Raw genomic sequence first — 12,632 nt, 5'->3', positions numbered from 1 at the left:
TCCGGATCGGCCGGGGGTCGGTGTCGCGTGAGCACCGGGTTGCCTCGGTGGTTGCCGGTGCCCGCCGTCATCGGGTTCGCGCTGGTGGTGCTTCCGCTGGCCGCGTTGGCCTGGGGAGTGGAGTGGGGTCGGTTCGTCGAGCTGGTGAGTACCGAAGCATCAAGGGACGCACTGTGGTTGAGCCTGCGCACCGCGACCGCGAGCACCGTGCTGTGCCTGGTGTTCGGGGTGCCGATGGCGGCGGTGCTGGCCCGGGCCCGGTGGCCGGGGATGCCGGTGTTGCGCGCTCTGGTGTTGTTGCCCTTGGTATTACCGCCGGTGGTCGGCGGTATCGCGCTGCTCTACACCTTCGGCCGACGGGGGCTGCTCGGCGAGCACCTGGAAGCCGCGGGGATTCAGATCGCGTTCAGCACGACCGCGGTCGTGCTGGCGCAAACCTTTGTGGCACTGCCCTTTCTGGTGCTCACCCTCGAAGGGGCGTTGCGGACGGCGGGTAGCCGCTACGAGCAGATCGCCGCGACGCTGGGTGCGGGTCCGAATACGGTCTGGTGGCGGATCACCCTGCCCCTGCTTCGACCCGCGCTGATCTCCGGCGCGGTCCTCGCCTTCGCCCGCGCCCTCGGCGAATTCGGCGCCACCCTCACCTTCGCGGGCAGTCTCCAAGGCCGCACCCGCACCCTCCCGCTGGAGATCTACCTCCAGCGGGAAGCCGATCCCGACGCTGCCGTCGCCCTGTCGGTGGTGCTGATCGTCGTCGCCGTCCTGATCGTCCTGCTCGCCTACCGCCGCACCAGCCCGATCCCCGGCACCCAGCTGCGCAGCGGCGCCGGTGCTCCGCGAGCGATCGGCGGCGTGAAGTGACCGAGGAATCCGCGTCCTCGCCCGCTGCGGCGTCGAACCGTCCGACCGGTCTGTCGGTATCGGCGCGGATCGCCGCCCGCGATCTCGACGTGCGGATCGACGTCGCCCCGGGCGAGGTGCTTGCCGTGCTCGGCCCCAACGGTGCGGGTAAATCCAGTCTGCTCCAGGTGATCGCCGGGCTGGTCGTCCCAGACGAAGGCCACGTACGACTCGGCGATCGCAGCCTCACCGACACCGCCGAAGGCATCGCGCTACCGCCACATCGACGCGCCGTCTCCCTCCTCGCCCAGGATCCGCTCCTGTTCCCCCACCTCAGCGTGCGCGACAACGTCGCGTTCGGCCCGCGCAGCCGCGGCGCGAGCACCCGCACCGCCCGGAAAATCGCGGAAGACTGGCTGACCGCGGTCGACGCGACCGCCTTCGCCGACCGCCACCCCGGTGCCCTCTCCGGCGGCCAGGCTCAGCGCGTCGCCCTGGCCCGCGCCCTCGCTGTCGACCCCGACCTGCTGCTCCTCGACGAACCCATGTCGGCGCTCGACGTCGACGTGGCCCCGGCCATGCGCACCCTGCTGCGTCGTGTCCTGCGCGACGAACCCGGCCGCGCCCACCCCCGATGCGCCGTCCTGGTCACCCACGACATCATCGATGCCATCACCCTCGCTGACCGCCTCGTCGTTCTGGAGGCGGGCCGCATCGTCGAGTCCGGCCCGGTCGCGGAGGTGATGTCGCATCCGCGCAACCCCTTCGCCGCCCGCGTCGCCGGCCTCAACCTCCTGCGCGGCACCGGGGTCGAGTCGGCGCTGCTGCCCGCGTCGGCGGCTCAATCCTGGGATCAGCCGAGTTCAGCGGATCAGCCAGGTGCCGATGAACCGGCGATGCCGCGTACGCCCCTCGACGAGCAGGCCCCGGCCTTCGGGACTGTGCTGGTCGAAGATCTCGGCGTCGACGGCCGCGTTGTCGGGGATTTCGTACCCGGTGCCCGCGCGGCCGCGGTGTTCTCCCCGGCCGCGGTGTCGGTCTTCCGCACCCGGCCCGGCGGCAGCCCACGCAACGTCTTCACCGTCGACATCGCGGAGATCACCGACCGGGGCGGCATCGTCCGAGTCCGCGGTGACGCACCGCGGGCTCCCGGCCTGTGTGCCGATCTGACCCCGGCGGCCGTCGCCCAACTCCAGCTCACTATCGGTGCGCGGGTGTACTTCGCGGTGAAGGCCACCGAGGTCCGCGTGTACGCCTGCTGAACCACGCCCCGGGTGATAACGGTATGAATCTGTGCGTTCATGCTCGAAATACCGGGGTACATTCCCGGCGAGTGACCCGCGAAGACCGGAGGGCATCACATGCCGCTGGACCTGAACAGTGATCTGGGCGAGGGCTTCGGCCCGTGGCGGATGGGCGACGACGCCGCCATGCTCGACATCGTGACCAGCGCGAACATCGCGTGTGGTTTCCATGCAGGCGATCCGGCCACCATGCGCCGCACCTGCGAACTCGCCGTGGCCAAGGGTGTGCGGATCGGCGCGCACGTCGGCTATCGCGATCTGGTCGGTTTCGGCCGCCGCGATATCGCCATCGCCCCGGCCGATCTGCGCGACGAGGTGCTCTATCAGATCGGCGCGCTCGCGGCCTTCGCGCGGGCGGCGGGCGACCGGGTCCGCTATGTGAAACCGCACGGCGCGCTCTACCACGCGGCCGCCCGCGATCGCCTGCTCGCCGAAGCCCTTGTCGCCGCGGTGGCCGAAGCCGAACCCGGTCTCGCGCTGCTCGGACCGGCGGGTACCGAACTGGAACGGGCCGCTCAGCGGGTGCGTTTCGTCGGTGAGGGATTCGCCGACCGGGCTTACACTGCAACGGGTTCGCTGGCCCCGCGCGGAGTTGCCGGGGCGGTGCTGTCGGCCGACGACGCCGTGGCCCAGGCGACAACTCTTGCGCTGTCGGGGACCGCGCGTACCGTAGACGGTCCCGGTACGGTCGCCGTGTCCGTGGCCAGCGTGTGCGTCCACGGCGACTCTCCGGCGGCCGTCGAGATGGCCCGCCGGATCCGGGGGGCGCTCGACGAAGCCGGGATACCGGTGGAGCCGTTCAGCTGAGGGGTGGGAGGCACGATGGACATCGATTGGAACGCGCGGATCCGGCCCGCGGGTGACCGCGCCGTGCTCATCACCCTCGACGACCCGCGCCCGGTACAGCGGTTGGCCTCCGCGCTGCGCGTGCACGCGATAGCCGGTGTCGAGGATGTGCTGCCCGCGGCGGAAACCGTGCTGGTCACCATGCATTCGGTGAGTTATGGCGTGCAGGTCCGCCGTGAACTCGTCGCGCTGCTCGACCGGCTGGATCACGAGCCACCGCAAGCGGATTCGCCGGATGTTTCCCGTGGAACAGTGCCGGATACCGAGGCGGTCGTGGAGATCCCGGTGCACTACGACGGCGCGGACCTGCCCGAGGTGGCCCGGTTGCTCGACCTGTCGATCCCGGAGGTGATCGCGGCGCACACCGGCACTGTCTGGCGGTGCGCGTTCGTCGGTTTCGCGCCCGGTTTCGGCTACCTCACCTCGCCCGACGGCAGGCTCACGGTGCCACGCCGCACCCATGCCCGCACGGCCATCCCGGCGGGCGCGGTGGCGCTGGCCGGCGGATATTCGGCGGTCTACCCGCGCGGCACGCCGGGCGGTTGGCAGTTGATCGGCACCACCGATCTGCGAATGTGGGCGGTGGACCGCGATCCACCCGCGCTGGTGCGGGCGGGTTCGGCGATCAGGTTCGTCGCTTCCGAGGAATAGCTGCTTCGGCGGAAAATCAAGGGCTGCTCAACGGTGCGCCGCCTCGACAGCGAATCGGGGAGAGATCGAATGCTGATCTTCATCGAACGGGTGGGGCCGCTCGCGACAGTGCAGGACCTGGGCAGACAGGGCTGGTTCGATTCCGGCGTCGGCCAGGCGGGTGCGGCCGACCGCGGGTCGCTGCGGCTGGCGAACCGGCTGGTCGGCAATCCGGAGAACTTCGCCGCCATCGAAGCACTGCTCGGCGGCCTCGCCCTGCGCGCCGACGGTCACCTCACCGTCGCGGTCACCGGCGCGCCCGCCCCCGCCACCGTCGACGGCACCCCGGTCGGGCATGCGAGTGTGCTCGAACTCGACGAGGGCCAGGTGCTGCGACTCGGCCTCGCGAATACCGGTCTGCGCAGCTACGTGGCGGTGCGTGGCGGTATCGATGTGGCCAAGGTGCTGGGTTCGCGTAGCCGCGACACCTTGTCCGGTATCGGTCCCGACCCGCTGGTGGTCGGCACGCAGTTGCCGGTCGGTCCCCCGCCGCGCACCCTGCCGACCGTGGAATTCGCGCCGGTTCCGTTGCCGCCGAAAGTGCTCACGGTCCGAGCGTGTCCGGGCCCGCGCGCGGACTGGTTCACCGATCCCGATCAGCTGTTCCGCGGTTCCTGGATCGTTTCCACCGACACCGACCGGGTCGGCGCCCGGCTGGATCGCGCCGACGGACCCCCGCTGGTGCGGTCGATCGGCCGCGAATTGCCCTCCGAGGGTGTGGCGCTGGGCTCGGTGCAGGTGCCACCGAGCGGTCAGCCCGTCGTCTTCCTGGCCGATCACCCGATCACCGGCGGTTATCCGGTGATCGCCGTCGTCCTCGATGCCGATGTCGACCGTGTCGCGCAGGCTCGCCCCGGCGACCGGCTGCTGTTCGTGGCGGCGTCCTGACTCAGCGCGGCGGATTCAATCGCGCGTGCATGAGGTACACGTTGTAGCTGTCCCACGCCGACATCGTGAAGTAGAGGTCCTGCGCGGTCGACCAGGGATGGATGAACCCGCCGTACGCCTTCGGATACATCTCGGTGGACACCAGCGGCACGGTCGAGGTCCAGGCGCCCTGCGGCTGGCCCGCGGTCCGCAACACGATCTGGCTCGCGGCCGAATCGAGATAGACCATCTGCCACTGCCGGCTTTCCTCGTCGAACCGCACCGACAGCTCGCTGGCCATCCCGTTCACGAGCGGTGTCGCCGAGTTCTGCGCCGCGGGCGCCCAATTGCCGTCCACCCAGTACTGATAGGCGGTCTTGTTGAGCACGTCGGCCTTGCGCACCCTGGCCAGGCCGATCATCCCGATCCGGCCGTTGGGCGTGCCGAACATGTAGACGTAATCCCCGTGCGGCACCATCGCCGCCACCTGGAACTGCCCGAGACCGAACATGTTCTCCCAGCGGGCATGCTGATCTTTGGTCCAGGTCGAGCCGCCGTCGTCGGAGTAGGCGAGTCCGCCGTAGTTCGTCATCCACATGCCGGGGATCTTCGACCAGTGGTTCACCGACATGTAGCTCATGAACTGCCGTTTGCCGAGCGCGAACCCCGAGGTCGGGATCGTGGTGGTCTCCCAGTTCTTGATCTTGCGGCTGCCGAGGAGTTCGGCGGCGTGACAGGGGCTGTCCTGCACCATCGAGTCGATGGTGATGCCGTCGTTCAGATCCTTGTCGGTGCTGTAGGCCAGCACATTCGATCGCCAGTCGGCGCCGTCGGAGCCCGCGCCGCCGTAGGCCCAGCCCTCGCCGAAGGTGTCGCCGAACACCATGGCCACCTTGCCCGGTTCGGTTTCCCAGAACAGCCCGAGGTCGGTGCCGTCGACCTGCCAGCGCATATCGGTCCGGTTGGTCGAGCCGTGTCCGGTGACCTGGTCCACGAGGCGGACGGACTCCACCTTCGCGGGCGCGACCGGCGCCGCGAGCGGGCCACGTTCGATCGGCCGGATCACCGGTTCCGGCGCTTCCTGGGCCGGTTCGCTCTCGCCGCCGGGCACCGGGATCGGAATCGGCTCGATCTCCGGGTTGATCCTGATCCGCGGCAACGCGATCGCCGATCCGGTCGAGGTGGACTCGTCCGAACTTTCGGGTTCGGGTTCCGGCGTGTCACGGACCTCCGGGCACGGATTGCGGCACGGATCGGTGGGCAGCGGAACCTGTGCGACGCGCGTGTTGTCGTGCGGCGGGTCGGGAATCGGTACCGGCGTCAGCTGCGGCACCCAGACGGGGATGTCGATGCTCGGCGGCAGGACCGGCGCCGGCGGTGCGGCCGGGTCCGGCAGCCGGTTGACCGGGTCGAATCCTGTTTCTCCGCAGAGATTCACCGGCGGAGGCACCCACGGCAGTGGGCCCGCCTGCGCGGGGACGGCGAGGATGGCGGACAGCACCACACCCACGGCGGCAGTTCCGTGCGATACCGGTCTTGCGCGCATCTGGCTCCCTCGAATCGGTGTCGGCGAGGAACACCTGTGATCTTGTGAGAACTTACCGGAACCGATCGCTGTTGCCGTGCGTCCAAACACATGTGAACGAAATCGAGTACGTCTTCGGAACCGGCGACGCGGTCGTGCACCACTGGTCGAGCCACGACGAACTGGCCGACACGAGCGTCGTCGACGCCCTCTGGATCGATTACGACACCGGCATCGACCACGACACGCTCCTCCCCGATATCCCGCTGGCCACCGCCGATCACCGCACGGTGCTGGCCCAGGAAACCGCGGGCACCCTCAGCAGGCCACCCTGGCTCGACGGGAATTGAGCGCGATGGCCGCGATGCCGAGGGCGTACACCCCGGCGCCGGCCAGCACCACCCCGATCGAACGTCCGTCGGCCGGGATCACCAGCGCGGTCACCGCGATCGCCAAGACGAAGCAGACGTTGAAAACCGTGTCCTGCAGGGCGAATACCTGCCCGCGCTGGTCGTCGTCGATGTCGATCTGCATGCTCGCGTCGCCGGTGAGCTTGATCGTCTGCCCGGCGAGGCCGAGCCCGAACGCGCCTGCCAGCAGCAGCCGGTGCGCGTTGTCGACCGCGGGACCGGTGGCCAGCGCGATGGGCGTCACGAGCGTGAGTTGCACGATCACCGCCGTCGAGAGCCCCACCAGTACCGTGCGCGGCCTGCCGAGTCGCGGAATCAGGATCGGCGCGCCGATCGCGGCCAGCAGCATGCCCGCCGCCGCGAAGCCGATCGCGACCCCGAACCCGACCAGCCCGCCGCTCATCTCGGTGCCGTCGGTGGGCTGACGCAGCACCAGCACCATGATCAGCGTGTTCATCCCGAAGACGACGCGATGCGCGCCGATCCCGATCATCGCCGTGGTCACCTGGGCCGAATGCCACACGGCCCGTGCGCCGGTGCGCAGACCGGTCGCGATGGCGTGCACGGTGCTCTCGGTCCCCGCCGAGCCGCGGTCGGGACCGAGCACATGCGGGCGGAACCCCAAGGCCAGCACCGCGCCGACCAGCGAGCCGATCCCGCTCAACGCGACCGCGACCGCCGAGGCCGCGTCACCCGCGCCGATCAGCGCGATCACCGCCACCGACGCCGCGGCGCCGATCCCGGCACATACCGAGGCCACCGTCGCCAGCACCGAATTCATCGGCACCAGCCAGCGCTGTTCGAGCACGCGCGGCAGCGCCGCCGACACACCGGCCAGCACGAACCTGCTGATCCCCACCGTCGCCAGCGCCAGCACCAGCAGTGGCGTCTCCCCCACGCCCACGAACAGCCCGATCGCGGCCACGCCGATCAGCACCGCCCGCGCCACACTCGCCACCAGCAGCACATTGCGCCGATCCCATCGATCCAGCAGCGCGCCCGCGTACGGCCCGAGCACCGAATAGGGCAGCAGCAGCACCGCGAAACCGGCGGCGATGGCCAGCGGATCGGTCTCGCGTTCCGGGTTGAACAGGATCGCGCCCGACAGGGCCGCCTGGAACATCCCGTCACCGAACTGCGCGGCCAGCCGCAGCAGGGCCAGACGTGGCACCCGCGGGTTCCGGCGGACCACCTCGCGGGTGTCGCGAAGCAGATGTCTCATCGAGATCGGCTGCTCATCCGCCGTATTCGAGCCGTCAGGGGGATGAGTCGACACGTCATGACCATAGTGGTGCCAGAATTGAAGGGTGACGCCCACATCGACGACACCGCCGCGGATCGAACTACACCGCGGTGGCGACCGGATGAAGACGCGGATCCCGTGGCTCGACTCCAAGCATTCGTTCTCCTTCGGCGAGCACTACGACCCCGACAACACCCATCACGGGCTGCTGCTGGTGAACAACGAGGACGTGGTGCTGCCCGGCGAGGGCTTCGATACCCATCCGCATCGGGACATGGAAATCGTCACCTGGGTGCTCGGCGGCAGCCTCGTGCATCAGGATTCGCTCGGCCACAACGGCGTCATCTATCCGGGTCTGGCCCAGCGGATGAGCGCGGGCACCGGCATCCAGCACTCGGAGAAGAACGATTCGTGGCGCCTCGACGGCAAGACCCACGACGAGCCGGTGCACTTCGTGCAGATGTGGGTGGTTCCGGATGAGCCGGGCGTCGACCCCGGCTACCAGCAGCTCGAGATCGACGACGAACTCGCGCGCGGCGATCTGGTGACGGTCGCGTCGGGCCTACCCCGCTATCGCGACCGCACGGCCATCGCGATCAATTCCTCACATGCCGCCATGCACGTTGCCAGGATGACGGCCGACAGTCCCGGCGTCACCCTCCCCGACGCTCCCTACCTGCATGTCTTCGTCGCACGCGGTGAGGTCGACGTCGAGGGCCTCGGCACCCTGTCCCAGGGCGACGCGATTCGGCTGACCCGCTCCGGTGGTCAGTTGATCCGTCCGCACGGCGACGCCGAGGTGCTCGTCTGGGAGATGCACGCGCGCCTCGGCGGCGGGTAGCTCAGGCTGAACCCGGCTGCCGGGTCAAGGTCGCCGACTTGGCATTTGTCCTGGTAGCGGCGACGATCTGCGCGAATTCGGGTCGGAAGTCGCCGTCTGGCGCCTGCATCCAGGTGCGATATCCGCTGCGCTCGTCGGCCGGTGAGGGCAGCACCACCTCGCTACCGGGCAGGGCGACCGAGGCGCAGACCCGGAACAGCTCGGCGAACAGCACGGTGTCGAGGTAGGAGTTGTCTACCGGGCCGGTGAGGAAGGTCCAGCGACCGGAGCGCGGGTGGGCGATGATCGGCCCGCAGCGCAGGCCCCGCGTGACGAGCAGCCCGCGGACCCGTTCGCCCAGCGTCGACGGCATCACCACCGCGCCGACCGAGCCGATCTCGAGCACGATCCGCCCCAGCGCCGCGTCGACGACGCCGTAGAGGCCATGGTGCTTGCGGTATTGGCGACAGCGCGCCAAAGCGTCCTGGGTGGCCGAGTATTCCTCGGCCGCCGTATACCCGCCCTTGTCCTCATCGGTGTGCAACGTGCTCATCACGACCTCGTCTCTGTCGACGGTGGTTCGATGTAGCTGTGAGTTCGCTCGATCGGGGCGAAACTCGGTGGGTGGTGGAGCATTACGACCGGGTGGCGCGGGAAACTTTTTCATAACGGCAGGACGTGAGAGAAAAAGACCGTTCCGGACAGCCTATAGCCGCACAACCATGCTGACAATAGTCAGTAGCTGGCGTGTCGATCGGCGTACGATATTCGCCCATGGCTCCCGTTTCGCCGACCGTCGCGCGCTGGGAACTCGTCCTGCGGCTGCGCGAACTCCGCGAGCAGCGCGGATTCGATTCGGCCGGGTTCGCCCGTCGTGTCGGGTTCACGCCCGCGAACTGGTCGCATGTCGAGAAGGGCAGGCGGGTGCTCACCCGCACCACCATCGAGCCGGTCCTCGATGTTCTCGATGTGACACCCGACGAACGCCGCGAACTGCTCGCCCTGCTCGAGGCGAGTAAACAGCGCGGCTGGTGGACGACGGCCTCCTCGGCGCTGATCGGTCCCGAGTTGCAGCGGCTGTACGGGATGGAGGCGGGCGCGCAGAGTATCCGCAGCTACGACAGCATGATCGTGCCCGGTCTGCTGCAGACCGAGGCGTACGCGCGGGCGCTGATCAGTGCCGATGTGATGATCCGCCCGGTTCAGGTTGACCAATTAGTCTCGATACGACTACGCCGCCAGCAGCGGCTGCGCGGGCCCGATCCGCTGGAACTCACCGCGGTGCTCGGCGAGGCGACCTTGCGTCAGCAGACCGGCGGTGGCGAGGTGCTGCGCGGGCAGTTGCGGCACCTGGTCGCGCTGGTGCGCGAACTCGACACCGTCGACGTGCGCGTCATCCCGTTCAGCGCGCCCGAGGGGGCCGTGCTCGGCGGTTCCAGCTTCCATCTGCTCGACTTCGCAAGCGATCAGCTACCTACCTTCGCCTGGGCTGAGAGCGCGGTGTTCGGCGGCCATGTCGACGATGCCGAACAGGTCCGCGATCTCGGCTTCGCCTACGTACGCGCCCGCGAGCAATCCCTTTCCCGCACCGAATCTCTCGCCCTGATCAGGGAGTATGCAAGCGTGTAAGATTCTGGTTATGTCCACCACCGCTCGCCGCCGCCCGGCCGAACACGGCTGGTTCACCTCGTCACGCTCGAATAACGGCAACCAGTGTGTCGAGGTTCGTTTCGACGGAGACGCTGTCCAGATACGAGACAGCAAATTTCGCCGCAACCCGATGAACGCCGGCTTGGTCGAGCCCGTCATCACCGTCGACGCCCCCCTGTGGACAGCCTTCCTCCACTGCCTGCTCACTGCCCGCCCCCACCCGGACCTGGTAGCCCGCACCTCCTCCGACGGCTCGACCACGCTCCGCCACGAAGCCGTCCTGCTGCACTTCACCCCCGAAGAGTGGAATGCCTTCACCGCCGGCGTCCGAGACGACGAGTTCGCCTGCGTGTAAGACCACATCGCCGGCCATCGGTATTTCGGCATACTGGGGGGCGTGACTTCTGATCTGAGCGCTCCCTCCGGTATTGATCTGTCCTTCCGCGATCAGGATGTGCGGGTGCAGGACGATCTGTTCGCGCATGTCAACGGGCAGTGGTTGGCCGGGTACGAGATCCCGGCCGACCGGGCTGTCGACGGTGCGTTTCGCACGCTCTACGACCAGGCCGAGCTAGATGTGCAGGCGATCATCACCGATAGCGCGGCCGGTGCCGCCGACGATGCCGATGCCCGCAAGATCGGGGATCTGTTCTCGAGCTTCATGGCCACCGATGTGGTCGCGGCGGCCGGGTTCACGCCTGTCGCCGAGGAGCTGCGCGCGATCGCCGAGGTCGGCGATCCGAGCGCGTTCGCCGCGCTGCTCGGGCGCTTGCAGCGCACGGGGGTCCGTGGCGCGCTCGCCTACTACGTGGACACCGACGACAAGAACTCCACCCGCTACCTCGTGCACGCGACCCAGTCGGGCATCGGGCTGCCCGACGAGTCCTACTACCGCGCCGACGAGTTCGCGGACATCCGCGACGCGTACCTCGCGCACATCACCAAGACGTTCACCATCGCCGCCGCGGACGCGTCGCTGGCGGGCCTGCTCCCCGCCGACCCGGCCGACGCCGCCCGTCGCGTGTTCGAGCTGGAACGCACACTCGCCGCGGGTCATTGGGATGTCGTGCGGCGCCGCGACGCCGAGAAGAGCTACAACCTCACCACTTTCGCCGACCTGGTCGCCGAGAACCCGGAATTCGACTGGGCCGCTTGGGTAGACGGTGTCGCCACCGGACTCGACCGTGACGGCAAGGACCTGTTCGCCGAGCTCGTCGTGCGCCAGCCCGGCTACCTGCGCGCCTTCGCCACCGCCTGGGCTGAGGTGCCGCAGGCGGATTGGCAAGCGTGGGCGGCGTGGCAGGTGCTGCACGCGCGCTCAGGGTTCCTCACCGACGAGATCGTCGAGGAGTACTTCGACTTCTACGGACGCACCCTCACCGGTGCCGAGGAGAACCGCGAACGCTGGAAGCGCGGAGTGTCGCTGGTGCAGGAACTGCTCGGCGAAGCGGTCGGCAAATTGTATGTGGCCCGGCACTTCCCGCCGCAGGCCAAGGCCCGCATGGTGGAGCTGGTGGCCAATCTCCAGGAGGCCTACCGCCGCAATATCGCCGACCTCGAATGGATGGGGCCCGACACCCGCGCGGCCGCACTGACCAAGCTGGAGAAGTTCACCCCCAAGATCGGCTACCCCGACACCTGGCGCGACTACTCCGCGGTCGAGATCGACGCGAGCGACCTCGTCGGCAACTACCGCCGTGGCCATGCCGCCGAGCACGACCGCGACCTGGGCAAACTGGGTGGCGAAGTCGATCGCGGCGAATGGTTCATGACCCCGCAGACCGTGAACGCCTACTACAACCCCGGCATGAACGAGATCGTGTTCCCCGCGGCGATCCTGCAGCCGCCGTTCTTCGACATGAACGCCGACGACGCCGCCAACTACGGCGGGATCGGCGCGGTGATCGGCCACGAGATCGGCCACGGCTTCGACGACCAGGGCGCGAAATACGACGGCGACGGCAACATGCAGGACTGGTGGACCGACGAGGATCGCGCCGAGTTCGGCAAGCGCACCAAGGCCCTGATCGACCAGTACAACGTGCTCTCCCCCGCCGACCTGGACGACGAGCACACCGTGAACGGCGAATTCACCATCGGTGAGAACATCGGCGACCTCGGCGGACTGTCCATCGCCCTTGCCGCCTACAAGATTTCGCTCGAAGGCAAGCAGCCTCCGGTGATCGACGGCCTCACCGGTCTGCAGCGCGTCTTCTACGGCTGGGCGCAGGTCTGGCGCACCAAGGCCCGCACCGAGGAGGCCATCCGCCGCCTCGCCGTCGACCCGCACTCCCCGCCGGAGTTCCGCTGCAACGCGGTGATCCGCAATATCGACAGCTTCTATGACGCTTTCGGCGTGACTCCGGAAGACAAGCTCTACTTGAAGCCGGAGGAACGTGTGACCATCTGGTGACGAGGTCTCGACCCTGCCGGTCGC

General features: G+C 68.6%; 13 protein-coding genes. 10 read left to right on the top strand and 3 right to left on the bottom strand.

Annotation, left to right across the window (positions count from 1 at the left end; all coding sequences use genetic code 11):
• Positions 1–27: 27 nt before the first annotated feature.
• From ACWGCN_RS01135 to ACWGCN_RS01115, 5 genes are all read left to right on the top strand, one after another.
• On the top strand, positions 28–861 hold the full coding sequence (locus ACWGCN_RS01135; protein ID WP_379315135.1) for an ABC transporter permease: 834 nt from the start codon (positions 28–30) through the stop codon (positions 859–861).
• Positions 858–2,102, top strand: a complete 1,245-nt coding sequence (locus ACWGCN_RS01130; protein WP_452458667.1) for a sulfate/molybdate ABC transporter ATP-binding protein — start codon at positions 858–860, stop codon at positions 2,100–2,102. Before ACWGCN_RS01135 ends, ACWGCN_RS01130 begins: the two co-directional genes overlap by 4 nt.
• A gap of 99 nt (positions 2,103–2,201) precedes the next feature.
• A complete protein-coding gene (locus ACWGCN_RS01125; RefSeq protein ID WP_378989361.1) occupies positions 2,202–2,951 on the top strand; it encodes a LamB/YcsF family protein in 750 nt (249 codons plus the stop codon).
• Between the two features lie 15 nt (positions 2,952–2,966).
• Positions 2,967–3,641 carry a 5-oxoprolinase subunit B family protein gene (locus tag ACWGCN_RS01120; RefSeq protein WP_378989360.1) on the top strand — a complete coding sequence of 225 codons (675 nt, stop codon included), beginning with the start codon at positions 2,967–2,969 and terminating at the stop codon, positions 3,639–3,641.
• A 69-nt stretch (positions 3,642–3,710) separates the two neighbouring features.
• On the top strand, positions 3,711–4,568 hold the full coding sequence (locus tag ACWGCN_RS01115) for a 5-oxoprolinase subunit C family protein (protein ID WP_378989359.1): 858 nt from the start codon (positions 3,711–3,713) through the stop codon (positions 4,566–4,568).
• 1 nt (position 4,569) lies between these two features.
• On the opposite strand, the gene ACWGCN_RS01110 is transcribed toward ACWGCN_RS01115, so the two are convergent.
• Positions 4,570–6,093: a DUF4185 domain-containing protein gene (locus ACWGCN_RS01110; protein ID WP_378989358.1), complete on the bottom strand. Its 1,524-nt coding sequence runs from the start codon at positions 6,091–6,093 to the stop codon at positions 4,570–4,572.
• A gap of 92 nt (positions 6,094–6,185) precedes the next feature.
• On the opposite strand from ACWGCN_RS01110, the gene ACWGCN_RS01105 reads away from it, so the two are divergent.
• On the top strand, positions 6,186–6,422 hold the full coding sequence (locus ACWGCN_RS01105; protein ID WP_387446039.1) for a hypothetical protein: 237 nt from the start codon (positions 6,186–6,188) through the stop codon (positions 6,420–6,422).
• Here ACWGCN_RS01105 and ACWGCN_RS01100 read toward each other — a convergent pair.
• On the bottom strand, positions 6,391–7,704 hold the full coding sequence (locus ACWGCN_RS01100) for an MFS transporter (RefSeq protein WP_387446040.1): 1,314 nt from the start codon (positions 7,702–7,704) through the stop codon (positions 6,391–6,393). The genes ACWGCN_RS01105 and ACWGCN_RS01100 overlap by 32 nt on opposite strands.
• A 142-nt stretch (positions 7,705–7,846) precedes the next feature.
• Between ACWGCN_RS01100 and ACWGCN_RS01095 the strand changes: the two genes are divergently transcribed.
• Positions 7,847–8,566, top strand: a complete 720-nt coding sequence (locus ACWGCN_RS01095; protein WP_378989548.1) for a pirin family protein — start codon at positions 7,847–7,849, stop codon at positions 8,564–8,566.
• Between the two features lies 1 nt (position 8,567).
• On the opposite strand, the gene ACWGCN_RS01090 is transcribed toward ACWGCN_RS01095, so the two are convergent.
• Positions 8,568–9,098, bottom strand: coding sequence for a hypothetical protein (locus ACWGCN_RS01090; RefSeq protein WP_378989354.1), 531 nt, complete (start codon positions 9,096–9,098; stop codon positions 8,568–8,570).
• A 221-nt stretch (positions 9,099–9,319) separates the two neighbouring features.
• On the opposite strand from ACWGCN_RS01090, the gene ACWGCN_RS01085 reads away from it, so the two are divergent.
• Genes ACWGCN_RS01085 through ACWGCN_RS01075 form a run of 3 tightly spaced genes read left to right on the top strand, consistent with a single transcriptional unit; the run spans position 9,320 to position 12,608 of the window.
• Complete coding sequence (locus tag ACWGCN_RS01085) at positions 9,320–10,174, top strand: helix-turn-helix domain-containing protein (protein ID WP_378989353.1); 855 nt, start codon at positions 9,320–9,322, stop codon at positions 10,172–10,174.
• Between the two features lie 10 nt (positions 10,175–10,184).
• Positions 10,185–10,550, top strand: coding sequence for a DUF397 domain-containing protein (locus tag ACWGCN_RS01080; protein ID WP_452458668.1), 366 nt, complete (start codon positions 10,185–10,187; stop codon positions 10,548–10,550).
• 42 nt (positions 10,551–10,592) lie between these two features.
• A complete protein-coding gene (locus tag ACWGCN_RS01075; protein ID WP_452449736.1) occupies positions 10,593–12,608 on the top strand; it encodes a M13 family metallopeptidase in 2,016 nt (671 codons plus the stop codon).
• Positions 12,609–12,632 lie beyond the last annotated feature (24 nt).

It is taken from the genome of Nocardia sp. NPDC055050, from assembly GCF_053608345.1.
This window is presented reverse-complemented; position numbering and strand designations above follow the sequence as displayed.

Coding starts and splice junctions, on each gene's coding strand:
- ACWGCN_RS01085 (WP_378989353.1), top strand. CDS start 9,320: ATGGCTCCCGTTTCGCCGACCGTCGCGCGCTGGGAACTCGTCCTGCGG.
- ACWGCN_RS01100 (WP_387446040.1), bottom strand. CDS start 7,704: ATGAGACATCTGCTTCGCGACACCCGCGAGGTGGTCCGCCGGAACCCG.
- ACWGCN_RS01110 (WP_378989358.1), bottom strand. CDS start 6,093: ATGCGCGCAAGACCGGTATCGCACGGAACTGCCGCCGTGGGTGTGGTG.
- ACWGCN_RS01120 (WP_378989360.1), top strand. CDS start 2,967: ATGGACATCGATTGGAACGCGCGGATCCGGCCCGCGGGTGACCGCGCC.
- ACWGCN_RS01080 (WP_452458668.1), top strand. CDS start 10,185: ATGTCCACCACCGCTCGCCGCCGCCCGGCCGAACACGGCTGGTTCACC.
- ACWGCN_RS01115 (WP_378989359.1), top strand. CDS start 3,711: ATGCTGATCTTCATCGAACGGGTGGGGCCGCTCGCGACAGTGCAGGAC.
- ACWGCN_RS01095 (WP_378989548.1), top strand. CDS start 7,847: ATGAAGACGCGGATCCCGTGGCTCGACTCCAAGCATTCGTTCTCCTTC.
- ACWGCN_RS01125 (WP_378989361.1), top strand. CDS start 2,202: ATGCCGCTGGACCTGAACAGTGATCTGGGCGAGGGCTTCGGCCCGTGG.
- ACWGCN_RS01090 (WP_378989354.1), bottom strand. CDS start 9,098: ATGAGCACGTTGCACACCGATGAGGACAAGGGCGGGTATACGGCGGCC.